We start from the raw sequence: 24,653 nt of genomic DNA, 5'->3' as shown, positions 1-24,653 counted from the left end.
AAAGAAAGCTATTTCACACTTTGATAACATATTTGTTTACAAGAAAAATATGAATTTAAGCTTATTTTCAGCTTTGTTTGCTTTCAATAAAAAACCGCTAAAATTAATTTAGCGGTTTTTCTTTTTCATTTAAGAAAAATTATTTATCACGGTTACGTTTACGTTCGTTTTCAGTCAGGTAACGCTTACGGATACGGATTGATTTTGGAGTAACTTCTACTAACTCGTCATCTTCAATGAATTCAAGCGCTTGTTCAAGCGTATATTCAATTGCAGGTACTAAAGTTAAAGCATCATCTGTACCAGATGCACGAACGTTAGTTAATTGTTTCGCTTTAGTTGGGTTTACAACCATATCATCTGAACGAGAGTTAATACCCACGATCATACCTTCGTAAACTTCTAACTGTGGTTTAGCAAACAAACGACCACGGTCTTGTAAGCTGAACAATGCATAGCCCAAGCAAGTACCTTGAACCATAGAAATCAACACACCGTTTTGACGTTTCGCAACAGTACCTTGTTTAACAGGGCCATAATGCGAGAAGCTTGAAGTCATGATCCCTGTACCAGAAGTCATGGTCAAGAATTCAGAACGGAAACCGATAAGACCACGTGAAGGAACAGTCGCTTCAATACGGATACGGCCTTTACCGTCAACTTCCATATTGGTCATCTCGCCTTTACGGTGACCCATTTGTTCCATTACAGCACCTTGATGCTGTTCTTCAACGTCAAATGTTACGTTTTCGTAAGGTTCTTGTCTTTCCCCATCAATTTCTTTGATGATTACTTGTGGACGTGATACGCCCATTTCAAAACCTTCACGACGCATGTTTTCAATTAAAACTGAAAGGTGAAGTTCACCACGGCCAGATACTTTGAAACGGTCTGGACTGTCAGTATCTTCAACACGTAAAGCTACGTTATGAATTAATTCGCGATCAAGACGTTCACGGATATTACGTGAAGTTACGAATTTACCTTCTTTACCAGCAAACGGAGAGTTGTTTACTTGGAAAGTCATAGATACTGTAGGTTCATCTACAGATAAAGCTGGTAATGCTTCAACATTTTTCGGATCACAAATCGTGTCAGAAATGTTAAGTGCATCAATACCAGTAATACATACGATGTCACCAGCAGATGCTGAGTCAACATCAATACGCTCTAAACCATGGTAACCCATGATTTTCAAGATACGACCATTACGTGTATTGCCATCTTTGTCAATTACAGTAACAGGAGTGTTTAATTTTACTGAACCACGTTGAATACGACCAACACCGATAACACCTACGAAGCTGTTATAGTCAAGTGATGAAATCTGCATTTGGAATGGACCATCAACGTCAACTGCTGGTGGCTCAACGATGTCTACAATCGTTTCGAACAACGGAGTCATGTCTTCTGCAAGTTCTTCAGGAGCTGGACCCGCTACACCACGTAAACCTGATGCATAAACGATTGGGAAATCTAATTGCTCATCAGTTGCACCAAGGTTATCAAACAAATCAAATACTTGATCGATTACCCAGTCTGGACGCGCACTTGGTTTATCAACTTTGTTGATAATAACGATTGGTTTTAAACCACGAGCAAAGGCTTTTTGTGTCACAAAACGAGTTTGTGGCATTGGGCCTTCTTGAGAGTCAACAAGAAGTAATACGCAGTCAACCATCGACATAACACGTTCTACTTCACCACCGAAGTCGGCGTGTCCCGGGGTGTCCACGATGTTGATACGGTAAGTTGTATCAGTACGTTTATCCAACCAAGTAATAGAAGTGTTTTTCGCTAAGATGGTAATACCACGTTCACTTTCAAGCGCATTCGAGTCCATGACACGCTCAATCTCGCCTGCTCGGTCACCGAGAGCACCTGATTGCTGAAGTAGTTTATCGACAAGTGTGGTTTTCCCGTGGTCGACGTGCGCAATAATTGCGATATTACGGAGATTTTTGATATCTGACATGAAAATTAGAAACGCCTGAAATTTGAGGGCAAATTATACAGAAAAACACTACTCTTGAGTAGTGACAGTTTATTGACATTGACAAAAAAATTTCCCAATAGCCTGTATTTCGTTTTGTAAAGATAGGTATCTCGATTAGAATAGCGCCAATTTGCGAAATTGCGGCGTACTTACCCCCATGTCCAATCAACCATTACAAGACCATCTTGACCTCGTTTATGGACTAGATGACCGACCAAAACCCTTCGTGGCTTTTCTAGCAGCTTTTCAACATTTGCTTGCAATTATTGTCCCGATTGTTACACCTGGACTTCTCATTTGTTTAGCTTTAGGCGTTTCACGTACCGAAACTAACATGATTTTATCGATGTCTTTGGTCATTTCAGGAATTGCAACTTTCTTACAATGTAAAAAAGTTGGCCCTTTTGGTGCAGGTCTACTGATTGTTCAAGGTACTAGTTTTAACTTTATTGGTCCGATTATTGGTATTGGTAGTGCAATGGTTGCCGCAGGTACACCAGTAAATCAGGTTATGGCTGCTATTTTTGGTGTGGTGATCGCTGGTTCATTTATTGAAATGGGTGTTTCACAAATCCTGCCATGGGTAAAAAGACTTATTACTCCCCTTGTGACTGGTATTGTTGTACTTCTGATTGGTTTAACACTTATTAAGGAAGGTCTTATTAGCATGGGTGGTGGTTATCAAGCCATGCATGATCATACTTTTGCAAGTGCAGACAACCTTATTATGTCATGTACCGTACTTGCCATCATTATTGTCTTAAACCGTATTCGTGTAGTTTGGATTAAAAGCTCGGCTATATTAATTGCTTTAGTCATTGGCTACATTCTTGCTGGTTTCATGGGGTACCTAGATTTTTCTGGTCTAAAAGACGCGCCTGTTATTCAAATTCCGACACCAATGCACTTTGGCTTAAGTTTCTCATGGGGCTTATTTATTCCAATGGCATTCATTTATCTGGTGACTTCATTAGAAGCAATTGGTGATGTTACAGCAACAAGTAAACTTTCAAACCAACCTGTCGATGGGCCTCAGTGGATGCAACGCATCAAAGGTGGCGTGTTAGTGAATGGAGCTAACTCTTTACTTGCAGGATTATTTAACACTTTCCCTAGTTCTGTTTTTGCTCAAAATAATGGTGTTATTCAACTCACTGGTGTGGCAAGTCGTTACGTGGGGATCTGGATTGCAGCTTTACTCATTATATTAGGTCTATTCCCTGCTGTAGCTGGTGTAATACAAGCTGTACCACAAGCAGTATTAGGCGGAGCAGTTATGGTGATGTTTGGTGCGGTTGCTGCATCAGGCATTAACATTCTTTCATCTATTCACTTAGACCGTCGTGCCCTTTTAATTATCGCGATTTCACTTGCACTTGGTTTAGGTGTTGCTCAAGTTCCACAAATTTTGGAACACTTACCAGAATTATTTAAAAATATTTTTAGTTCTGGCGTAGCAACAGGCGGTATTGCGGCATTAATTTTAAATGTTGTACTTCCTGAAACACACAAATAAACCATTTTTATTTTTTGATTACTGCCCAGTTCCCACTGGGCATTCTTCTTCATGAGAGATGTACATGGATCCTAGAAGTGAAGTGGTATTAAGACAGCAAGACTATTTAAAAGGTAGACTCTTGTTAATTAATGCTCCCAATGATGCTTTGGTAAGTCAATTACCTGCTGAGATTGATGCATCAGTCTGGACATGGAATTATTCAGATTACCAAGGTTTTATTAATACAGGCACGACAGCACATTTCTCGGTTGAATTTCCATCACAAGAATTTGATCAGGCTATAATTTTTGTTCCAAAATCAAAAGAGCTTTTAAACTATATATTACATGTGGTGATGAGCCATCTAAAAACTGGCCAATCAGTTTTTTTAGTAGGTGAAAAGAAAGGTGGTGTTGAAAGAGCTGCTAAACAACTACAAAGCTTTGGCAAAATACTTAAACTTGATAGCGCTCGACATTGTCAATTATGGCATTTAAAAATTGAGAAAACTGAAAAGATCAAACCTATTGAGAGTTGGTTAAAAACCTATACAGTTCAAGCAAATGAACAAGAACTTACCATTTGTGCCCTCCCTGGCGTTTTCAGTCAAAATCATCTAGATGTCGGAACTGCTGTTTTACTCCCTTATCTAAATCAAGTGAAATCAGGTAGAATTGCCGACTTCGGGTGTGGCGCGGGAATTATCAGTTGCTATTTGGCAAAAGTAAATTCAAGTAATATTATCCATGCCCTAGATATTGATGCCTTCGCTTTACGGTCAACGGAAATGACTTTTAGTCGAAATGGAATAGGTTCAGACCAGTTGAGATTGCAGCCCGTTACAGGAATTGCAGACGCCCCAACAGAACTTGATGCCATTGTCAGTAACCCTCCCTTCCATCAAGGTATTCATACCAATTACGATGCAAGTGAAGGACTCTGCCAGAACGCTAAAAAACATTTAAAGGTATCAGGTGAGCTATGGATTGTAGCAAACCGTTTTTTAAACTATCCGATCTTAATTGAGAAGCACTTTGGTCAGTGTGAGATTAAAACTGATCTACAAGGCTTTAAGGTGTTATATGCCTGTGCATAACAAACTATGTAAGGAATCTCCATGAGCGAAACACATGCTCCTGAAAAACTCCAGCGAAAGCTTGGGGCTCGTCATCTGAATATGATCGCCATTGGTGGTTCCATTGGTACAGGTCTCTTCCTTGCTTCTGGGTCGACCATTGCAAATGCAGGTCCAGGCGGGGCATTACTCGCCTACTCTCTCATTGGTATTATGATTTACTTCTTAATGACCAGCTTGGGCGAACTTGCAACTCATACACCGACATCTGGCGCATTCTTCACCTATGGCAGTCGCTATGTAGAAGATGGCTTTGGTTTCGCTTTAGGTTGGAACTACTGGTACAACTGGGCAATTACGGTTGCGTTTGAGCTCGTTGCAGTACAGTTTATTATGAAGTTCTGGTTTCCAGATATTCCTGGATTTTACTGGAGTGCGCTCTTCCTCGTCATTATTTTTATGATTAATGCGATGAGTGTAAAAGGATTTGGCGAAAGCGAATTCTGGTTCTCAATGGTTAAGGTTATCGCTATTGTTGCCTTCATTATCATTGGTATTGCCATGATTATTAAGGTGATGTTGACACCAGGAGTGGCGACATTCGGCAACTGGACCTATAAAGATGCACCATTTGTAGGTGGTTTACAGGCCATGATTGGGGTTGCCATGATTGCAGGATTCTCATTTCAAGGAACTGAAATGGTGGGTGTTGCTGCGGGTGAATCAAAAGATCCCAAGAAAACAATTCCACTGGCAATTAAACAGATTTTCTGGCGAATTTTATTATTCTATGTGTTGTGTATTTTCATTATCGGCACACTCATTGCCTACGATGATCCAAACCTATTACAAGCCGCGACAACAGAAAATGTTGCACTTTCTCCTTTTACCTTGCTTTATGAAAAGGTAGGCTTTGCTTTCGCTGCGAGCTTAATGAATGCAGTTATTTTGACTGCTATTTTGTCAGCAGGTAACTCGGGCATGTATTCTTCTACCCGTATGTTATTTGACATGGCTCAACAAGGTCGTGCACCGAGATGGTTTGCCAAACTCGACAATCGTGGCGTTCCAATGAATGCCTTATATGCGACTACATTTATTGCTGCATTCTGCTTCTTAACGACTTTTATTGGTGAAAAACAAGTCTTTAACTGGCTACTGAATATGTCAGGGATGTGTGGCTTTATTGTCTGGTTAGGTATTGCAATTTCACATTATCGTTTCCGTAAAGGCTATATTGCTCAAGGCTATAAATTAGAAGATTTAGCTTACCGCGCTAAGTTTTTCCCATTTGCACCTTGGTTTGCCTTTATTCTCTGTTCTATCATTATTCTTGGACAAAACTATCAAGCTGTTTTGGGCGGAAAAATTGACTGGATGGGCTTACTTTCCACCTATATCAGCATACCGTTATTCTTAGTAATTTGGCTCGGATATAAATGGAAAAATAAAACTAAATTAATCCCTTATGACCAAATGGATGTAAAACCAGAGCAAGATTAATAGTAAGTTTAAAGAGTCAATTAAAACTATCTAAACGTCAAAAACTTGATCTTTAGTTAAAAACAGGTAAAATGCCGTTCAGATTTTCAACGGCACTTTTTAAAAAGGAGGACATCATGCCAACACTACAAGGTAAAACACAGTAACGATTTGGCACGATGTCAGCTCACGGACAAGTGTACAAATTTAATTCACTTGTCCGAATGCTCGAATTTAAGACCTAGCATTCGCTAGGTTTTTTTATGCCTATTCGGACAGAAAAATAAGAGAAAAATTATGGGCATACAAAAAATATTAAACGAAGAGGCACTCTATGGTGTCCCTGTTAAAATTTTCACTCAAGATATAGATAGTGAAAGTATCGAACAGCTCAAGAAAATGGCACAGCTGCAATTTATATACTCACATATTGCTGTTATGCCAGATGTTCATGTAGGAAAAGGTGCGACTGTAGGAAGTGTCATCCCGACTAAACATGCCATTATTCCAGCAGCAGTCGGTGTAGACATTGGCTGTGGAATGAATGCAATTCGTTTAAATCTAAAGGCTTCACAACTTCCTGATAACTTAAGTCGATTACGTGATGCAATCGAACGTAAAGTACCTGTCGGTTTTGCTTTGCATAAACAGGTCAAAGCTAAAGCGTCAAGTATTATTCCGCTCGAAAAGCGTTTACAACCAATTATAAAGAAGCATCCTGGACTTGTTCGAATGCTTCGGCAGTTTGATGCGACTTGGCACAAACAATTAGGCACATTAGGAGGTGGTAATCACTTCATAGAGTTATGTATTGATGAAAATCAAGATGTATGGGTAATGCTACATTCAGGTAGCCGAGGTCTGGGTAACGTCATTGGTACTTATTTTATTGAGCTCGCCAAGAAAGAAGCACAACATCGCTTTGGACATGTACCTGATAAAGACTTAAGTTATTTTGCTGAAGGTTCAAACAGTTTTAATGATTATGTAGAAGCTGTGGAATGGGCACAAGAATATGCTTTTGAAAATCGCAAAGAAATGATGCGATTAGTCTTAGAAGCAATTCGACCTCTTCTACCTTCATTTCAAATGACAAAAGAAGCAATTAATTGTCATCATAATTATGTAAGTCGAGAAACCCATTTTGGTGAAAATCTTTTAGTTACCAGAAAAGGAGCGATTAGAGCAGGTTTAGATGAGTTAGGAATTATTCCAGGTTCTATGGGAGCACGTTCTTATATTGTTAGAGGAAAAGCTAATCCTGAATCTTTTTGCTCTTGTTCTCACGGCGCTGGACGTAAAATGAGCCGAAGCAAAGCTAAGATCCTGTTTAACCAACAAGACTTAATTGAGCAAACGCAAGGTATTGAATGTCGCAAAGACAGTGGCGTTGTCGATGAGATCCCAAGTGCTTATAAAGACATAGATGAGGTTATGGCAAATCAGTCAGATCTTATTGAAGTCGTCCATACACTTAAACAAGTTTTATGTATTAAAGGTTAAAACATGAAAATTAAAGAAATGCCAAAAATTAAGGTTCGTAATCACGTAGCCCTGTCACCTTTACTTCAAAAAGGTGGCATGCATGAGACAGAAAAACCTCGTGCACAACATCGTAGAGAACGACAAGACACCAAACAACTGTTAAGAAAAGGTGTTTGGTAAAAACTTATCTATAAATAATTAACTGAATAAATGTCATCAAGGAGATATACAAATGAAAGAATACTTTAAAAATTGCAATAAAAAAAGCGACTCTAACGAGTCGCTTTTTTACTGTTCAGAAACTCAAATTATTGAGCTTGTTGACCAGGTTGAACTACTACAGTACGGCTACCAGTGATTGTCGCGAATACACGACGGTTCATAGCACGACCTTCTTTAGTTTTGTTGTCAGCAATCGGTTGATCCCAAGCGAAACCTTGAGTAGACAAACGAGAAGCGTCAACATTGTATTCGTTTACAAGAGCTGATTTAACAGAGTTAGCACGAGCTAAAGATAAACGTTCGTTCAACTTACGTGGACCAGTGTTATCTGTGTGACCTTCGATACGTGCAGTAGCGTTAGGGTATTCAGTTAACTTCTCAGCAACTTTAGCGATTTCTGGCTTGTATTGGTCTTTGATGTTTGACTTGTTAGTATCAAAGAACACACGAAGTTCCATGTTAAGGTCTTCAGTTAACTCTTGTGGTTGTGGAGCAACTGGAGTTGGTTCAACTGGAGCAACTTCTACTACAGGAGCAGCAGGCTTCAAGTGACCACCAAGAACTACGTTTAAACCAGCAAGAGCTGTATAACGCCAGTATTTTTCGTCAAAGTCATAAGTACCACGAGCTTCTGTACGAAGAGATAAAGCATCGTTTAAGCGATAGAACGCACCGATACCAGCGTTACCGATAGTATCTTTTTTGTCTGCGTAAATGCCATCAAATTCAGTTTTAGTTTGACCAGCACCTAATAATACGTACGGCTTAAATTTGCTGTCGTAGTTCTTAGTGATCAAATCTGAAGTCGCATAGAAGTTACCAGCAACAGTTTTTTGTTTATATTCAGCACCAGCTACGCCAGTACCATCAAGATCACCCTTAACTTGGTTATATTCAGCTTCAAAACCTAACCAAGGAGTTAATTCAACACCTAGTGCAGCACCAACGAATAAATCATCTTGTAATTCAGCATGACTTGTTAATTTATCGTTGTTATGCTCGCTGTCTTGCCAAGTGTAACCAACTAATAATGGAGTAACAGTTACGCCAGCATTAGCAGCAGCTAATGGAGCAGCAACCAGCATAGTAGCAAGTGCAATACGACTCAATTTCATGGATATCCTCCAGAGATAACAATTGTTGTTCAAGCTCAGCCTAAATTTATTGGCCCCTGAGATATTTTTACCCCAGTATTATTTTTAAGCTATTCACATTTGAATCATACAAACACTTGATAAACTTTCCAAGTGCTTGATAATTTTAATCAAGTAAATTATTGACAAAATTACTTACAATTTCCGTTGTAATTCGGTAATTTTTTACTCAACTAGCAAATATGAACAACTTCTTTGTTTCGCTTGCGGTGATTTTACCAGTATTCTAGCCAACTGATAACCCTTATTTAATTTTGTGTTTCCTTATTATAAAAAATAATATAAATCATTGTCAGAAAACATAAAATTGCTCTATTTATACATATATTAAGGTTTCTTAATGTTTAGATCTCCTGGTTTTACTATAGTTGAGCTCTCTATAACCCTCGTAATTCTTGTGATTATGTCAGTTATAGCCATTCCTTTATACCATCAATTTATGGCATCTGCAGAATTAAAAAATACGCCGCATGTACTCACAATTCACATACAAAAAGCCAAGTCTGACGCAATTATCAGGCATAAGAACATTGTTATTTGCCCAAGTTCCGATCAATTAGTTTGTCATACAAACTGGAATAACCGCTTAATCAGCTTTGTAGATAACAACCGCAACCTACAACATGATTTAAATGAAGAATTATTAACTTCTATAGATCTTAACCATACTTATGGCTCTATGAAATTACAACGTTTTGGTAAAAAACAAAATAGTATTGTTTTTCAAGGTAGCTCGGGACTACCAATCGAGTCTAATGGTAGTTTTATTTATTGTTCTTATGATCAGCTTAAAAATTTTAAATTAGTTCTTAGCAAAATGGGACATGTACGCTTAGAAGAACTTCAAAATTGTTAGAACTCTACAGTCTAATACAGAATCCAAGCCATCCCCCATTTTGCAATATACTGCTTAAGTTTTAATGTTTTCTTAATTTGAGATAAAGAACAATCGGAGATTACAACAATGACTGACATCGTAATTGTTAATGGTGCTCGTACTGCTATGGGTGGTTTTCAAGGATCACTATCTGGTCTCACTGCTCCAGAATTAGGTGCAGTAACAATTAAAGAAGCAATCGCACGAGCAGGTTTGCAGCCTACTGATGTCGAAGAAGTCATTATGGGCTGTGTACTGCCTGCTGGTCTAAAGCAAGGTCCAGCACGTCAAGCGATGCGTAAAGCTGGCTTACCAGATTCTACAGGTGCAGTAACGATTAACAAGCTTTGTGGTTCTGGCATGAAAGCTGTTATGCAAGCCGCTGATATGATTAAAGCAGGTAGTGCTGAAGTTGTTGTTGCTGGCGGTATGGAGTCTATGACAAATGCACCTTATGTTTTACCAAAAGCACGTGCCGGATACCGTATGGGTCATGGCGAAATTAAAGACCATATGTTCTTTGATGGGCTTGAAGATGCTGAAACCGGTCGTTTAATGGGTTCTTTTGCTCAAGATATGGCAAATACTCGTGGCTATACTCGTGAGCAAATGGATGACTTTGCAATCCGCTCTTTAAAACGTGCTCAAACTGCAATTACTGAAGGTTATTTCAAAGATGAAATCGTTCCAGTTACCGTGTCTACACGTAAAGGTGATGTCATTGTTGACCGAGATGAACAACCTTTAAACGCAAAAATTGATAAGATTCCTTCGCTTAAACCAGCCTTTGCAAAAGATGGAACAATCACAGCAGCAAATGCGAGTTCTATTTCTGACGGTGCTTCTGCACTGGTGTTAACATCAAGTGAAGTTGCAGCGCAGCGTGGCTTACAACCACTTGCTAAAATTGTCGCGACAGCTTCAAACTCTCAGCACCCTTCAGAATTTACCATCGCTCCTGTTGGCGCTATTGAAAAAGTACTTAAAAAAGCTGGATGGAATGCTCAGGACGTTGACCTTTGGGAAATTAATGAAGCATTTGCTATGGTTACTATGTGCCCAATTGATGATTTCAAACTTGATGCAGAGAAAGTCAATATTCACGGTGGTGCATGTGCACTTGGCCATCCAGTAGGTTCTACAGGTTCACGTATTATTCTTACACTTATTCATGCACTCAAACGTACTGGTGGTAAAAAAGGTATTGCTGCACTTTGTATTGGTGGCGGAGAAGCAACAGCTGTTGCCATTGAACTTATTTAATTCAATTTCCCTATTTAGGAATCCCACTTCGGTGGGATTTTTTATGGAAAATTTACAAAAAAAGACCCACAAAATCACTTTTAAGTTTTAACTTATTCCTTTAAACGAAAACAACAATGGACAATAACAATGCAACTCAATCACTATCTCAATTTCCAAGGTCAGGCAGAGCAAGCCTTTAATTTTTATAAATCGGTCTTTGGTGGTGAATTTGCTATGCTGAGCCGTTATAGCGATATGCCACCTAACGAGGGTGTAACCTTATCGGAAGCCGAAAAAAATTTAGTGCTGCATGTTTCTTTACCGATTAATGAATACACAGTACTCATGGCATCAGACACTATCGATCAGTTCTGTACGCCAAATAGTGTATTTACTAAAGGTAATAATCATTACATCGCAATCAACCTTGAAAAAGATGAGCAAGAAAAAGCGAAACAGCTGTTTGATGCTCTATCTGTAAATGGTCAAATCGAAATGCCGCTAGAAAAAACGTTCTGGGGCGCATTGTACGGTGCATTTACCGATCAATTTGGCATAAAGTGGATGGTTAACTGCCAGCTTGATACATAATATTTTTAATATCTGCCCCTTATAGAGATACTTATTATTTCTATAAGGGTTTTAAACATTAATATTAGAATATTTCGCAATAATCATTAAACCAACTGTAATAAAACCTATCCCTACCCATCCAGCCACATCAATATTCTGCCCAAGAAAAATCTTTGCTAGAAAGGCAGTCGCCAACACGCCCACTCCGGACCACAATACATATAAAATTCCCGCCTGCATATATTTCAAAGCAATAGCAGCACATGCAAAAGACACAATATATAAAATCAGCGCAATCGCCTGAGCAGTTTTATTAACTAATCCATTGCCTTTAGCAGAATAAAATGTTGAGAGCACATCTGTCGCAATAGCAAATATTAACCAGCAAGCACCGGGATTTATTTTTAAAATTAAGCCTAACATTCTTATTCTTCATTTATTAAAAGGTATTTATAAAAAAAGCTGAACCTGAGTTCAGCCTTTATATTTAAAACGATTTAAGCACCAGTTTGATAACTTGCTTGCGGTACAGCTGTTGAAGCTTGATACGGGTTGGTAAAATCTTGCAAACCTGCCGCAGCTTCTTGTACGTCTTTGCCTTCTTTCACGACAAAACTGTCAAAACCAGAACGTTTTAAGTAGTTTAGAACATCCTTAAACACATCACCTGTTGCACGTAGTTCACCTTGGAAACCTTGACGGCGTAATAGTGCAGCGAATGAATAACCACGACCATCACCAAAGCCTGCAAACTCAATGAAGATTGCATCAAGTTCATTTAATGGAAATGTATGATCTTCAGGTGAATCATTTACAGTTACATACAAAGCTTTTTTGCCTTGAACGTTAGCTAACTGGTCTAGTTGAGCTGTTGTTACCACAACATCACCTTGGGGAACCACACCATCTTCAGCAATGATTTGATAAGTATTGTCTGCAATCGTGCCGTCTTTATAAAGCACAGGTAGAGCTGTATTAAGCATATGCACGCTCCTTAAATGGTTGAATTCCTACACGGCGATATGTATCTACAAAACGCTCACCTTCTGTACGTAAATCAAGATAAGTATTCAATACTTCTTCGATAACGTCTGGTACAGCATCTGCTGCAAATGATGGCCCTAAGATATCACCGATCGATGCATCATGGTCTGAATTACCACCTAATGTAATTTGGTAGAACTCAGCGCCTTTTTTATCTACACCTAAAATACCGATGTTACCAACGTGGTGGTGACCACAAGCATTCATACAACCAGAAATATTTAGATCTAAATGACCAAGATCATAAACTTTGTCTAAATCATCAAAACGACGTGTAATCGCTTCAGCAATAGGAATTGATTTCGCATTTGCAAGTGAACAGAAATCACCGCCCGGGCAACTAATAATATCGGTAATGAAACCAATATGTGCACGTGCCATATTTTGTTGTTCAAGCGCTTGCCATACATCGAACAAATCTTTTTGAGGTACATCTGCCAAAGCAATGTTTTGTTCGTGAGTGGTACGAAGTTCACCGAATGTATATTTATCTGCAAGATCTGCAATAAAGTTCATTTCTTCAGTGGTCATATCGCCCGGTGCGATACCTGCACGTTTTAGAGAAATCGTAACAATACGATAGCCTTTCACTTTATGCGCATGCGTGTTGATATTGAACCATTGCTTGAATTTTGGATGCTCAGCAAATAAAGCCGTAAAGTCTTCATCTGCTAAATCTTGATAATCAAACGGAGTGAACTCTTCATCCAGTTTTTTCAAGATTTCTGGCTGAATTTTCAATGCTTCACGTGTATGTTCAAATTCAGCTTCAACTTTCTGAGCAAATACTTCAGGTGTTAATGCTTTAACTAGAATTTTAATACGCGCTTTGTATTTATTGTCACGACGGCCATGTAAGTTATAAACACGTAAAACCGCTTCTAAGTAAGCAATTAAATCTTCACGTGGTAAAAACTCACGAATAACGCTACCAATGATTGGAGTACGGCCTAAACCACCACCAGCCATAATTTTATAGCCGATTTCGCCCGCTTCATTACGCACGATGTAAACACCAATATCGTGGAATGCCGTTGCTGCACGATCTTTTTCTTCAAGTGCAGAAACTGCAATTTTGAACTTACGTGGCAAGAATGCAAATTCAGGGTGGAATGTACTCCACTGACGAATCAACTCACATGTTGGACGTGGGTCTGCAATTTCACCAGCAACCACACCTGCATACTGGTCAGTTGTTGTGTTACGGATACAGTTACCACTCGTTTGAATGGCATGCATTTGCACAGTTGCAAGTTCTGCCAAAATATCTGGCACATCTTCAAGTGCAGGCCAGTTCAATTGGATATTTTGACGTGTAGATACGTGTGCATAGCCACGGTCATACTTTGTTGAAACTTCAGCAACTTTACGTAATTGTTTAGAATTCATTAAGCCATACGGCACGGCAATACGCAGCATAGGCGCATAACGTTGCACATATAAACCGTTTTGCAAACGTAATGGACGATATTCATCTTCAGAAAGTTTGCCAGCTAAATAGCGTTCAGTCTGATCACGGAACTGAGCAACTCGTTCATTAACCAGCTGCTGGTCGAAATCGGTATATAAATACATGGCGTATGGCTAGTAGATTCATTATTAAGGCGGATAGCATAGCGAGCTTTTATTCATCAATAAAATGCTTTTTTTGCATATTTAATAACGGTTTTATTGATAAGCTTTAATATAAATCAATATAAAAAAGCCCAGATCAATCTGGGCTTTTTTATAGCAAAGGTTTATTTGTTATCTGGCAATGCATAAGCCACTAAATAGTCGCCCATTTTTGTACCAAATGAACCATGACCACCGGCCATGATCACAACATATTGCTTACCATTGATTTCATAAGTCATTGGTGTTGCTTGTCCACCTGCTGGTAAACGCGCTTCCCAAAGTTTCTTACCATTCGTAACGTTAAAAGCACGGATGTAGTTATCTTGAGTTGCACCAACAAACATGACATTACCTGCGGTAGAAATTGAACCACCTAAACCAGGAACACCAATTTTCACAGCTGGTAATTGGAACAGTTTTGGCAAGCTATCACGGATAGTACCAATACGTTTTTTCCATACAACCTGATGCGTTTTCAAATCTACGCCAGCAACATAACCCCAAGCCGGTTGTTTACAAGGTAAACCAAGCGGAGATAAGAATGCGCTGATTTCGACACCATAAGGTACACCATACATTGGTTGTACACCCTGCTCAGTTCCCGCACCTTTTGCAGTTTCTGCACGGTTTGGATCAGCAGGAATTAAACGGCTTACGAATGGCAGACCAATCGGGTTCATTACAGCAACTTGACGGTCAGGGTTAACCGACATGCCGCCCCATTCAAACACACCTAAGTTACCAGGGAAAACTAAAGTACCGTTTTCAGATGGTGGTGTATAAATACCATCGTAATTTAGACGTTTGAAAGATACACGACACATGAGCTGATCAAGCATTGTGGCACCCCACATGTCTTTATCAGTCAATTTGTCTTGTGGCGCCAAGTTCAAGTCAGAGAATGGCTGAGTTTTTGAATAATGCTCGCCTTTGGTTTGTGGTCCGCGTTTCACTGTTTGTGGAACTGGTTTTTCAGTTACAGGAACAATTGGCTGACCATTACGACGGTCAAGAACAAAGGCATTACCTGTTTTAGTCAATACATAGATTGCTGGAACAGTTTTACCTGTTTTGTCTTTAATATCTGCCAAAGATGGTTGAGATGGTACGTCCATATCCCACAAATCGTGATGAGTGGTCTGGAAGTTCCATATTAATTTACCAGTTGAAGCATTAATCGCTAACATTGAATTTGCATAACGTTCTTTCAACTCAGTACGGTCACCACCCCAGATATCTGGAGTACCTACACCTGTTGGTACATAAACGATATCAAGTTTGGCATCATATGCTAAAGGTGCCCAAGCATTTGGCGAGTTATGAACAAAGGTTGTACCTTCGCCTGGCATTGCATTTGGATCTGCTGCACCCGTGTCGAATGCCCAAAGAAGCTTACCAGTGTTAACATCGTAGCCACGAATTACACCAGATGGCTCTTTACTTGAATAGTTGTCTGTTACCGAACCTGCAATTACGACAGTTGAACCTGTCACAACACCAGGAGATGTTGGGTTATACCCACCTGGATAAGCATATGGCATGAATTTTTGTAAATTCACTTCACCATTTTCACCAAAGTCAGTACATGCTTTACCAGTGTCAGCATTCACAGCAACTAAACGCCCATCGTTGACTGGTACAAATACCTTACGTGGACATTGTGTAGAGCTAGATTTCTTGCTTTGAAGACTCGTTGCAAACTCACTTGTATTGTTTGCATCGTAGTACATTACACCACGGCAAGTTAAATGCTGGAACGATTTATCCGTTTTAAGCTTCGGATCAAAACGCCATTTTTCTTTACCAGTCGCTGGATCAATCGCAATTAACTGTTGATGAGCCGTACAGATAAACATGTTATTACCAATTTTAATTGGCGTAACCTGATTGGTTGTTTCACCCGAATCGTTATCTGTTTTGAAATCACCAGTACGTAATGTCCAAGCCACTTTCAAATCTTTGACGTTTTGGTCATTAATCTGTTTGAGTGGAGAATAACGCTCACCAGCTTGAGTACGACCATAAGCTGGCCAATCACTCTCTGCTACACCAGGAACGGCTTGAGCAGTTTCTGGTTGAGGTGTTTTGATCTCACCATTAATTTCTTGCGGATCGTTGAAGATAGAATAAACCATCAACACGATTGCAATCGCTAAAGTTGAAGATAAGGCAACTTTACTTGATCCAAGGTTGTTGATTCCACGAGTCACAGCCGGAACCAATAACCATAAACCAAGAATACCTAAAATATCTAAACGTGGTGCAAGCGCCCAAAAGTCTGTTCCAACTTCCCAGACACTCCAGATAATGGTACCTAGCATTAATGCGGCATACACCCACAAAGCAGTTGAAGCGCGCTTGTAGAGTTGCCATGTAACAATGAGAAGCAAGACTCCAGCTACAATGTAGTAAATTGAACCGCCTAGTGTAGCGAGCCAAATACCTCCAATTAGCAGGAATAACGCCAATAACCCAATAATGATTACGGTAAAAGTCGTTAAACCTGATCTTGAAGAAGGTTGATTCATAAACCACCTCTTATCAATCATCATTTTTATCGGAAAGATGTGCCAAAAACCTTATAGAGAAATGGCATCACCAATACATCTAAAACAAAATTCAGGCATAAAGAAAAAAACGGAAGGTCTGGATACTTCAATCAATGATTTAGCCCTCGACAATCCGTTTTTCGGAATAATTACTTAGAATACGGTTGAGAATTTAATACCGCCTACCCAAGTGTTATCACCATTTTTTAATGCACCAACATGACGAACATATTGCACATTTGGACGAATAGTTAGCCAGTTAGTGGCATGAATACCGTAGTAAAGCTCGGTATTGTATTCAGTGTCATATTCTTTGGCTTGAATATCGCTCCAGTCATCATTGATATGAATACGAGCAACGCCAAGTGCCAACTCATCTTGAGGACGTTGATTGAGCAAACCTTTATAGACCAAGCCTACATTTTGCATGTTGTCGACTTTGTTGGTATCTGAGTCATGGAAAGTCAGGTTCACAAAACCTGTTAAACCACGATCAGTTTGATCAGCTGGCTGGAATAATTTTTGTTTTGCAGTTACCCAAACACCCTGCTTATGAGATGTTTTGGTTGGATTGGTAATTTCCTCTGCATCAGCAGTGCTGTAGTAATAACCTAGACGGTATTCACCCGCCATGCTTTGCGCACCCAATTTAGGTAACCAAACTACTTCTGCCGGAATAATTGCACCGTGAGAACCGTCTGTGCTCAGGTTAAAGCCTTTGCCTCGTTCCAAGTTCTCTGGGTTATATTCATATACACCGACTTGCGTATATAGATCAGGTTGCAAGTTATATTTAACACGCATTGCCCATTGGCTAACTGGCCAGTTATACCATTGGTCACCAACCCAGTTACCCACTTGTGAACCACAAAGCGCCAAGTTCTGGAAGTCACAGTCAAAACTATTAAAGTCTTCACCTTCACCAAAACGACCGACTTTAACGTCTAACTTCTGATCAAGGAATTTTTTCTTAATCCACAAGTCTGTTAAACGCCAAGTTTGCTCACGCCCCCACACTTCTTGTGCGGAACTAATGTGTCCAGCTAAAGCTGGAGAATGTTCAGAAAGCGATTGCCCATCACGATAAGTTAATGTGATTTGAGCTTCTGTATCTTGCCACCCTAAAATTTTACCTAGGTCCAAATGCGAACCTAAAGCGAGTTGCCCTGTATAAGCACTACCATGCGAAGATGTATTCTTTGAATCTAAAATACCGGCATATTCACCGGTATATCCAAAAGAAAAATCATAACCTTGTGCTTGCAACGCTGTGCGTTGCCCGTTCCAATCACCCAACATCCAAGAACTATTTGGGTCAAATGCAGCAGCAGCTTGTGCATGCTGAACAAAAAGAGTAATTGATAAAACGGATAAACAGGAAACCATCAAAGATTTATGCGTTTTCATGTTTACGTACCTTTTATGTCTTTGTTTATAAAGGTTACGCTAATTTTATGTAAAGAAATTATTCAAAATGTTAATCAATTGATTAATCAGATAATAATCTTAATACACACTGTATAAGAAATAGCCCCAAGACATTACCACTGTCCCTCGCCAAGCTTTTGACCTACAAAGGAATATCGCATTTGTGAACGTGAAAACTTAATTGGGCATGCAATCTGCGGTTCTGTATCAGCCGTATTATTTTGCAAAGGAACATTCACAATCCATCCACGTTGTTGTGCTAACGGCGTGTTTAAAGCCTCACTCAAACTCAATACTGGCTCTACACAAACATCGAGATTTGCAAAAACTTCATGCCATTCTTTAAATGTTTTGCTTTTAATTTTTTCTTGAATGGCTTGCTTAACTTCTTTCCGATCTTCGGCATCTAATGAAGCGCCTTTTTGCAGCAGCACGGGTAAATCTAATGCAGCAGACAACCTAGCCATAAATTGTGGCTCAAGACTACCAATAGAAAGATAACGACCATCTTGAGTCATATAATAGTCATAGAAAATACCGCCATTGAGCATGCCCTGCTCTGGTGCCTGCTCAACTTGACCTGCAAGTGCGGCTGATGCTGCCATGCTATTTAGACTCGCCACACAGTCGGTCATCGAAATATCAATATATTGTCCCATACCACTACGACTGCGTTCGACAACCGCAGCCAAAATAGCAATAACTGCATGTAATGATCCGCCTGCAATATCGGCAACCTGAATGCCAAGCGGTGGCGGACCACTATCTTGTCGGCCGCTATAACCTGCAATACCCGCTAAAGCTAAATAATTAATGTCGTGCCCAGCTCGATCTTTATAGTTTCCAGTTTGTCCATAACCTGTAATTGAGCAATAAATTAAACGCGGGTTAATTTCTGCAAGTGTTGCATAGTCTAGCCCTAAACGGCGCATAACATCTGGCCGAAACTGCTCAATCACAATATCAAACTCAGAAATCTTGGCTTTTATCAGATCAATACTGGCAGCATCTTTTAAATCAAGAACAATCGACTGTTTATTTCGATTTAGATAACTATGTGCAGTCGCCTGTCCATTGGCATAGGGCGGCATAATCCGGATGAGATCTGGACGTGATGGAGATTCGATATGAATAACTTCTGCGCCCATATCGGCTAAGTACATTGTGGCAAAAGGTCCAGGTAAGAGCGTCGAGAAATCGAGAACTTTAAGTCCGTTTAATGCTGTCGTCATCGTATTTTTAACCACTATTATTCGAATTTTCTTTTATATTAGTTAAGCAAATATTCTAAAACAATGTCATGTTCAGCCATTTACCTTGATCATTTCGGCAATTTAACATGTAAAAAGTGCTTTTACTCTGTTGTAAATCGCCAATTTATTTTTTTAGACGGTCATTTAGGTCAATTTAAAGTGAACATCAAAGAGACTGAAGGATTCAATATGAGTCGCGATACGATTAGCATCCACTTCGTGAATGCGGCTTTGACAGGCGTAAAACGCCTTGGCATGGATGTCGAGACGTTACTTTCACATGTGGGTATCGAAGCGGAACTATTACGTCAACCTAAAGCTCGAATCTCACCAGAACAATATACCCGTTTTATAAAAATGCTATGGATGGTCACCCAAGACGAACATGTCGGTTTTGATGTACAACCGCGTCGTTTGGGCACTTTTGCCATTATGTGTCAGTTGATTATTCATGCAAAAACCTTGGGACAAGCTCTCGAACTTTCATCTCAATTTTACAAGTTATTTGGTGATGAATGGTCGGTAACGCTAGAACGTGACAAACACGAAGCGCGTTTGGTTCCTCTCATTCCAAAAACATTAGATCCAGATCATTTCATTACTGAAAGTATGCTCATGATTTGGCACGGTTTGGCGTCGTGGCTTATTGAACGTCGTTTACCTTTAGAGCGTGTTCATTTTAGCTATCCACGTCCTGCACATGCAGATGAATATGATGCATTATTCTTTGCACCAGTCATGCAGTTTGATGCACCTCGCACCGAAATAACTTTTGCAGCTGATTATCTTGACTTACCAATCCGCCAAGATGAAAAAACGCTTGAAGAGTTCCTAAAAGCAGCCCCTGCTCAGCTTTTAGTAAAATTCAAAAACACCAACTCATTGACTTCTCGTATTCGTGACGTACTTAAGAGTCAAATTGGCGAAGAAATGCCAACGCTTAATGATGTTGCATCAATGCTGTATTTATCTCCACAAACCTTACGTCGCCGCTTAGCTGCTGAAGGTAAAAGCTACCAAGGCGTAAAAGACGCTTTACGTCGAGATGCTGCTATTCACTTGTTACTCAACCCTGAGTTAACACTTGAAGATGTTGCTCAACAGGTTGGCTTTAGTGAAACCAGTACCTTCCATCGTGCATTTAAAAAATGGACTGGTGTAACTCCTGGTTTATATCGTCAGCTACACGGTTACCACTAATACTTAAATCTCTTTAGTTTCACATTTAGCTCAAGTTCAACTTGGGCTTTTTTGTATCTCTATTGGCAAAAATCATCACCTGACTGGTGCGCTTATCGTCATTGCACTCGCTCTTAAAACCAGTACACTCAAAACACAAATAAATTTTAAGCAATAAAAAAAGGAACTGTTATGAGCGAGGCTTATATTATTGATGCCATTCGCACACCACGCGGAAAAGGAAAAAAAGACGGCTCTCTTTACGAAGTAAAACCAATCACATTACTCACCACCCTATTAAACGAATTACAGCAACGCCATCAGCTTGATACATCTAAAGTGGACGACATTGTTCTAGGTTGCGTAACACCAATTGGCGATCAAGGTGGTGACATTGCCAAAACCGCAGCAATTGCAGCAGGTTGGAATGATGATGTTGCTGGTGTACAAATCAACCGTTTTTGTGCTTCAGGTTTAGAAGCAGTCAATATGGCAGCAATGAAAGTTCGTTCAGGTTGGGAGGATTTAGTGGTTGCTGGTGGCGTTGAATCAATGTCACGCATTCCAATGGGTTCTGATGGTGGGCCGTGGGCTTTAGACCCAGAAACAAACCTTAAATCATCATTTGTTCCGCAAGGCATCGGGGCCGACCTCATTGCAACTTTAGATGGCTATAGCCGTGAAGATGTCGATAACTTTGCAGTGAAGTCACAACAAAAAGCAGCAGCAGCTCAAGCAAATGGTTATTTTGACCAATCAGTTGTGCCAGTCAAAGATCATTCAGGTGTGGTGATTTTAGAGAAAGATGAATTCATCAAAGGTAATACCACACTAGAAGGTCTTGCAAAGCTCAACCCAAGTTTTGAAATGATGGGGCAAATGGGCTTTGATGCAGTTGCTTTACAAAAATATCCAGAAGCACAAAAAATCAATCATGTTCATCACGCAGGTAACTCATCAGGTATTGTCGATGGAGCAGCTGTAGTTTTATTAGCTTCAGAAAAAGCAGTGAAAGAACAAAATTTAAAACCACGCGCTAAAGTTTTAGCGACTGCACTAGTCGGTACTGACCCAACCATTATGCTGACTGGCCCTGCACCTGCTGCACGTAAAGCTTTAGAAAAAGCTGGCCTCACGATTGATGATATTGACCTATTTGAAGTTAATGAAGCATTCGCGGCAGTTGTTATGCGTTTTATTAATGAGCTCAACGTTCCTGCTGAAAAAGTCAATGTAAATGGCGGTGCGATTGCTTTAGGCCATCCGTTAGGAGCAACAGGTGCCATGATTTTAGGCACACTACTTGATGAGCTTGAACGACAAGATAAAAAGCGCGGTTTAGCGACGCTCTGTGTTGGCGGTGGGATGGGTATTGCCACCATTATTGAACGCGTATAAAAATTAGGGATATAAAAGATGAGTGCAATTCAATACGAAAAAAATGCCGACAATATTGTCATTTTAACGCTTGATTCAACTGGTCAATCTGCAAACACCATGAATGCCGAGTTTCGTGACTCACTCGATGAAGTCACCCAAAAACTTAAAGCAGAAACAGAACTTTCAGGCGTTATTTTTTGCTCAGCAAAAAAAACGTTCTTTGCAGGCGGCGATCTAGATGAGCTAATTCAAGTTCAGCCAGAACATGCGACTGACTTTTTTAATATGGTTGAAAAGCTAAAAGGTCATTTACGTACAATTGAAACGCTAGGAATTCCAGTTGTTGCAGCATTAAATGGCACTGCACTTGGCGGTGGTTGGGAAATCGCATTAAGTTGTCATCACCGTATTGCGATTAATGACCCGAAAAGTAAATTTGGCCTACCAGAAGTCACTTTAGGTTTACTACCAGGCGGCGGTGGTATTGTACGTATGGTACGTCTGCTTGGGCTTCAAAATGCATTTCCATTTTTAATGGAAGGCAAACAGTTCGGTGTCGATAAAGCAAAATCCTTAGGCTTAGTCCACGATACTGCCGAAAATGAACAAGAGCTTTTAGATAAAGCAATTGCTTGGATAAAGGCCAATCCAAAATCTCAGCAGCCTTTTGATGTAAAAGGCTACAAAATCCCGGGTGGTGATCCAAAAACTCCAGCAGTTGCACAAGTTCTTGCGATTGCTCCAGCCATGTTAAAAGACAAAACCAAGGGCTGCTACCCTGCTCCTGAAGCGATTATGGCTGCCGCAGTTGAAGGTGCCCAAGTCGATGTCGATACTGCTCTGCGTATTGAGTCTCGTTACTTTACTCAACTTACAACAGGCCAAATTTCTAAAAATATGATCGGCACTTTCTGGCATGGTCTTAATGCAATTAAGTCTGGTGCGAGCCGCCCTGCCCACGTTGCAAAATGGCAAGCCACTAAAGTGGGTGTGTTGGGTGCAGGCATGATGGGTGCAGGTATTGCATATTCAACAGCAATTAAAGGCATTCCTGTTATCCTTAAAGATGTATCTGTTGAAAATGCTGAGAAAGGCAAAGCATATTCTCAGAAATTGCTAGACAAACGTGTTTCACAAGGCCGCATGACCGCAGAAAAACGTGATCAGGTTTTATCGCTCATTACGGCTACTGCTTCAGCTGAAGACTTACAAGGTTGTGACCTGATTATTGAAGCCGTATTTGAAAACCAAGAGCTCAAAGCGAAAGTCACTCAAGAAGCCGAACAATACTTAGCGCCTAATGGTGTAATGGCATCGAATACATCAACCCTGCCAATTACAGGTTTAGCTCAAGCAAGTAAGGATGATAAAGCTTTTATCGGTCTGCATTTCTTTAGCCCTGTCGACAAAATGCAGTTGGTTGAGATTATTAAAGGTAAAAACACCTCCGCAGAGACACTTGCTAAAGCCTACGACTTTGTACAGCAAATTGGAAAAACACCGATTGTTGTCAATGATAGCCGTGGCTTCTTTACCAGTCGTGTGTTTGGTACTTTTATTCAAGAAGGTATGCGATTACTTGCAGAAGGCATCCATCCAGCGCGTATTGAAATGGCAGCACTGAAAGCTGGCATGCCGGTAGGACCACTTGCGATTCAAGATGAAGTGTCTTTAACTTTAACGGAGCATGTTGCTAGCGAAGCACGTAAAGCTTTACAAGCCGAAGGCAAAGAGCTACCGAAAACACCAGTAGATGAAGTGATTCATACCATGATTCATGAATTAAACCGTAAAGGTAAAGCTGCTGGCGCAGGTTTTTATGATTATCCTGAAAATGGTAAAAAGCACCTATGGGAAGGCTTAAACCGTTGGCAAAAAGATCATGATATCTCCGAGCAAGATATGATTGATCGTATTTTGTTTGTACAAGCCTTAGATACCTTACGTTGTTACGAAGAAGGTGTGTTGGAGTCGGTTATTGATGCTAATGTCGGTTCTATTTTTGGAATTGGTTATGCGCCTTGGACGGGTGGAGCGATTCAGTTCCTGAACCAATATGGTATTGATAAAGCAGAGAAACGCGCAGAAGAATTAGCTGCCAAATATGGTGAGAGATTCACCCCACCAGCATTACTCAAAACCAAAGCTGAGCAGAAACAAAATATTCAATAATTTAAATCTATTAAATATTTAAAAACTGCATAAACCTTACCCATATAAATATATTTTATTTATATGGGTTTTTCTTTATGTTCTTTAAGATTTCTGCCTACAGCCTAAATATGCTATAAATAGACTTCATTTTTGTGCTTCTACAGCACATTCGAGAAATCCTTATGTCCGATAAAAATTCTTCCGAGTCAGCAGTTTTAGGCTGGAAATTTGTTCTGATCGTTGGTGTTTTAAGTGCGATTTTCCTTGGCTTTTTCTATTTAGCAATGAGTAATGAACCTGACTATATGCCAGGTGCTCAGCGCAAAGCTCAACAGCACGAAATGCAACAAAAAGTTGAAAAATCGACAGATCAACAAAGTCAGCATGACAACATGCCTGAAATGGACATGCAAGAACATCAGCATTCACATCAGTAATCAGA

Annotated in this window: 20 protein-coding genes; 12 read left to right on the top strand and 8 right to left on the bottom strand. The window is 39.9% G+C overall.

What is annotated here, in order from left to right:
* Positions 1 to 139: 139 nt before the first annotated feature.
* Complete coding sequence (gene typA / locus ACG59Z_RS12660; RefSeq protein ID WP_004705742.1) at positions 140 to 1,975, bottom strand: translational GTPase TypA; 1,836 nt, start codon at positions 1,973 to 1,975, stop codon at positions 140 to 142.
* Between the two features lie 178 nt (positions 1,976 to 2,153).
* Here typA and ACG59Z_RS12655 point away from each other — a divergent pair, with 178 nt between their 5' ends.
* The 5 genes from ACG59Z_RS12655 to ACG59Z_RS12635 all read left to right on the top strand — a co-directional run bounded on the left by ACG59Z_RS12655 (position 2,154) and on the right by ACG59Z_RS12635 (position 7,716).
* Positions 2,154 to 3,512 carry a uracil-xanthine permease family protein gene (locus tag ACG59Z_RS12655; protein ID WP_400199707.1) on the top strand — a complete coding sequence of 453 codons (1,359 nt, stop codon included), beginning with the start codon at positions 2,154 to 2,156 and terminating at the stop codon, positions 3,510 to 3,512.
* Positions 3,513 to 3,576: 64 nt separating this feature from the next.
* The gene (locus tag ACG59Z_RS12650; RefSeq protein WP_400199705.1) at positions 3,577 to 4,590 is read left to right on the top strand and encodes a methyltransferase; all 1,014 of its coding nucleotides are present in this window, start codon (positions 3,577 to 3,579) and stop codon (positions 4,588 to 4,590) included.
* Positions 4,591 to 4,611: 21 nt separating this feature from the next.
* Positions 4,612 to 6,072 carry an amino acid permease gene (locus tag ACG59Z_RS12645; RefSeq protein WP_400199703.1) on the top strand — a complete coding sequence of 487 codons (1,461 nt, stop codon included), beginning with the start codon at positions 4,612 to 4,614 and terminating at the stop codon, positions 6,070 to 6,072.
* A gap of 276 nt (positions 6,073 to 6,348) precedes the next feature.
* A complete protein-coding gene (locus tag ACG59Z_RS12640; protein WP_400199701.1) occupies positions 6,349 to 7,554 on the top strand; it encodes an RtcB family protein in 1,206 nt (401 codons plus the stop codon).
* Positions 7,555 to 7,572: 18 nt separating this feature from the next.
* Positions 7,573 to 7,716, top strand: coding sequence for a hypothetical protein (locus tag ACG59Z_RS12635; RefSeq protein ID WP_171070748.1), 144 nt, complete (start codon positions 7,573 to 7,575; stop codon positions 7,714 to 7,716).
* Positions 7,717 to 7,844: 128 nt separating this feature from the next.
* Here ACG59Z_RS12635 and omp38 read toward each other — a convergent pair whose 3' ends face one another.
* Positions 7,845 to 8,873 (bottom strand): outer membrane protein Omp38, encoded by a 1,029-nt coding sequence (omp38, locus tag ACG59Z_RS12630; RefSeq protein WP_263614536.1) that lies wholly within the window; start codon positions 8,871 to 8,873, stop codon positions 7,845 to 7,847.
* Between the two features lie 379 nt (positions 8,874 to 9,252).
* Here omp38 and ACG59Z_RS12625 point away from each other — a divergent pair, with 379 nt between their 5' ends.
* The 3 genes from ACG59Z_RS12625 (at position 9,253) to ACG59Z_RS12615 (ending at position 11,625) form a co-directional block, all read left to right on the top strand.
* Positions 9,253 to 9,768, top strand: a complete 516-nt coding sequence (locus tag ACG59Z_RS12625) for a GspH/FimT family pseudopilin (protein WP_311086589.1) — start codon at positions 9,253 to 9,255, stop codon at positions 9,766 to 9,768.
* 108 nt (positions 9,769 to 9,876) lie between these two features.
* A complete protein-coding gene (locus ACG59Z_RS12620; protein ID WP_400199698.1) occupies positions 9,877 to 11,052 on the top strand; it encodes a thiolase family protein in 1,176 nt (391 codons plus the stop codon).
* 129 nt (positions 11,053 to 11,181) lie between these two features.
* Positions 11,182 to 11,625, top strand: a complete 444-nt coding sequence (locus ACG59Z_RS12615; RefSeq protein WP_240288015.1) for a VOC family protein — start codon at positions 11,182 to 11,184, stop codon at positions 11,623 to 11,625.
* Positions 11,626 to 11,676: 51 nt separating this feature from the next.
* On the opposite strand, the gene ACG59Z_RS12610 is transcribed toward ACG59Z_RS12615, so the two are convergent.
* The 6 genes from ACG59Z_RS12610 to ACG59Z_RS12585 form a co-directional block, all read right to left on the bottom strand.
* Positions 11,677 to 12,030, bottom strand: coding sequence for a DMT family transporter (locus ACG59Z_RS12610; RefSeq protein WP_400199696.1), 354 nt, complete (start codon positions 12,028 to 12,030; stop codon positions 11,677 to 11,679).
* 74 nt (positions 12,031 to 12,104) lie between these two features.
* The gene (locus ACG59Z_RS12605; RefSeq protein ID WP_240288019.1) at positions 12,105 to 12,590 is read right to left on the bottom strand and encodes a DUF934 domain-containing protein; all 486 of its coding nucleotides are present in this window, start codon (positions 12,588 to 12,590) and stop codon (positions 12,105 to 12,107) included.
* On the bottom strand, positions 12,583 to 14,226 hold the full coding sequence (locus tag ACG59Z_RS12600) for a nitrite/sulfite reductase (protein WP_100191803.1): 1,644 nt from the start codon (positions 14,224 to 14,226) through the stop codon (positions 12,583 to 12,585). Before ACG59Z_RS12600 ends, ACG59Z_RS12605 begins: the two co-directional genes overlap by 8 nt.
* Before the next feature lie 164 nt (positions 14,227 to 14,390).
* Positions 14,391 to 16,796 (bottom strand): glucose/quinate/shikimate family membrane-bound PQQ-dependent dehydrogenase, encoded by a 2,406-nt coding sequence (locus ACG59Z_RS12595; protein WP_400199693.1) that lies wholly within the window; start codon positions 16,794 to 16,796, stop codon positions 14,391 to 14,393.
* A gap of 174 nt (positions 16,797 to 16,970) precedes the next feature.
* A complete protein-coding gene (locus ACG59Z_RS12590; RefSeq protein ID WP_400199728.1) occupies positions 16,971 to 18,203 on the bottom strand; it encodes a carbohydrate porin in 1,233 nt (410 codons plus the stop codon).
* Positions 18,204 to 18,358: 155 nt separating this feature from the next.
* The gene (locus ACG59Z_RS12585) at positions 18,359 to 19,477 is read right to left on the bottom strand and encodes a CaiB/BaiF CoA transferase family protein (protein WP_400199691.1); all 1,119 of its coding nucleotides are present in this window, start codon (positions 19,475 to 19,477) and stop codon (positions 18,359 to 18,361) included.
* A gap of 210 nt (positions 19,478 to 19,687) precedes the next feature.
* Between ACG59Z_RS12585 and ACG59Z_RS12580 the strand changes: the two genes are divergently transcribed.
* The 4 genes from ACG59Z_RS12580 to ACG59Z_RS12565 all read left to right on the top strand — a co-directional run bounded on the left by ACG59Z_RS12580 (position 19,688) and on the right by ACG59Z_RS12565 (position 24,648).
* Entirely contained in the window at positions 19,688 to 20,698 is a 1,011-nt protein-coding gene (locus tag ACG59Z_RS12580) for an AraC family transcriptional regulator (RefSeq protein WP_002051267.1), read from the top strand.
* A gap of 171 nt (positions 20,699 to 20,869) precedes the next feature.
* A complete protein-coding gene (locus ACG59Z_RS12575; protein ID WP_063099574.1) occupies positions 20,870 to 22,075 on the top strand; it encodes an acetyl-CoA C-acetyltransferase in 1,206 nt (401 codons plus the stop codon).
* 18 nt (positions 22,076 to 22,093) lie between these two features.
* A complete protein-coding gene (locus ACG59Z_RS12570; RefSeq protein ID WP_400199688.1) occupies positions 22,094 to 24,229 on the top strand; it encodes a 3-hydroxyacyl-CoA dehydrogenase NAD-binding domain-containing protein in 2,136 nt (711 codons plus the stop codon).
* A 164-nt stretch (positions 24,230 to 24,393) separates the two neighbouring features.
* Positions 24,394 to 24,648, top strand: coding sequence for a hypothetical protein (locus ACG59Z_RS12565; RefSeq protein ID WP_002051419.1), 255 nt, complete (start codon positions 24,394 to 24,396; stop codon positions 24,646 to 24,648).
* Positions 24,649 to 24,653 lie beyond the last annotated feature (5 nt).

Origin of the sequence: Acinetobacter sp. ABJ_C1_1, from assembly GCF_044684115.1 — a bacterium.
Taxonomy (GTDB): Bacteria; Pseudomonadota; Gammaproteobacteria; order Pseudomonadales; family Moraxellaceae; genus Acinetobacter; species Acinetobacter nosocomialis_A.
The sequence above is the reverse complement of the archived record's forward strand: the minus strand, read 5'-3'. Positions and strand labels throughout refer to the sequence as shown.

Excerpts from the sequence above, each read along its gene's own strand:
- ACG59Z_RS12605 (WP_240288019.1), bottom strand. The coding sequence starts at position 12,590 with ATGCTTAATACAGCTCTACCTGTGCTTTATAAAGACGGCACGATTGCA.
- omp38 (WP_263614536.1), bottom strand. The coding sequence starts at position 8,873 with ATGAAATTGAGTCGTATTGCACTTGCTACTATGCTGGTTGCTGCTCCA.
- ACG59Z_RS12610 (WP_400199696.1), bottom strand. The coding sequence starts at position 12,030 with ATGTTAGGCTTAATTTTAAAAATAAATCCCGGTGCTTGCTGGTTAATA.
- ACG59Z_RS12635 (WP_171070748.1), top strand. The coding sequence starts at position 7,573 with ATGCCAAAAATTAAGGTTCGTAATCACGTAGCCCTGTCACCTTTACTT.
- ACG59Z_RS12650 (WP_400199705.1), top strand. The coding sequence starts at position 3,577 with ATGGATCCTAGAAGTGAAGTGGTATTAAGACAGCAAGACTATTTAAAA.
- ACG59Z_RS12615 (WP_240288015.1), top strand. The coding sequence starts at position 11,182 with ATGCAACTCAATCACTATCTCAATTTCCAAGGTCAGGCAGAGCAAGCC.
- ACG59Z_RS12620 (WP_400199698.1), top strand. The coding sequence starts at position 9,877 with ATGACTGACATCGTAATTGTTAATGGTGCTCGTACTGCTATGGGTGGT.
- ACG59Z_RS12640 (WP_400199701.1), top strand. The coding sequence starts at position 6,349 with ATGGGCATACAAAAAATATTAAACGAAGAGGCACTCTATGGTGTCCCT.
- ACG59Z_RS12575 (WP_063099574.1), top strand. The coding sequence starts at position 20,870 with ATGAGCGAGGCTTATATTATTGATGCCATTCGCACACCACGCGGAAAA.
- ACG59Z_RS12580 (WP_002051267.1), top strand. The coding sequence starts at position 19,688 with ATGAGTCGCGATACGATTAGCATCCACTTCGTGAATGCGGCTTTGACA.
- typA (WP_004705742.1), bottom strand. The coding sequence starts at position 1,975 with ATGTCAGATATCAAAAATCTCCGTAATATCGCAATTATTGCGCACGTC.
- ACG59Z_RS12655 (WP_400199707.1), top strand. The coding sequence starts at position 2,154 with ATGTCCAATCAACCATTACAAGACCATCTTGACCTCGTTTATGGACTA.
- ACG59Z_RS12645 (WP_400199703.1), top strand. The coding sequence starts at position 4,612 with ATGAGCGAAACACATGCTCCTGAAAAACTCCAGCGAAAGCTTGGGGCT.
- ACG59Z_RS12595 (WP_400199693.1), bottom strand. The coding sequence starts at position 16,796 with ATGAATCAACCTTCTTCAAGATCAGGTTTAACGACTTTTACCGTAATC.
- ACG59Z_RS12565 (WP_002051419.1), top strand. The coding sequence starts at position 24,394 with ATGTCCGATAAAAATTCTTCCGAGTCAGCAGTTTTAGGCTGGAAATTT.
- ACG59Z_RS12590 (WP_400199728.1), bottom strand. The coding sequence starts at position 18,203 with ATGGTTTCCTGTTTATCCGTTTTATCAATTACTCTTTTTGTTCAGCAT.
- ACG59Z_RS12600 (WP_100191803.1), bottom strand. The coding sequence starts at position 14,226 with ATGTATTTATATACCGATTTCGACCAGCAGCTGGTTAATGAACGAGTT.
- ACG59Z_RS12570 (WP_400199688.1), top strand. The coding sequence starts at position 22,094 with ATGAGTGCAATTCAATACGAAAAAAATGCCGACAATATTGTCATTTTA.
- ACG59Z_RS12585 (WP_400199691.1), bottom strand. The coding sequence starts at position 19,477 with ATGACGACAGCATTAAACGGACTTAAAGTTCTCGATTTCTCGACGCTC.
- ACG59Z_RS12625 (WP_311086589.1), top strand. The coding sequence starts at position 9,253 with ATGTTTAGATCTCCTGGTTTTACTATAGTTGAGCTCTCTATAACCCTC.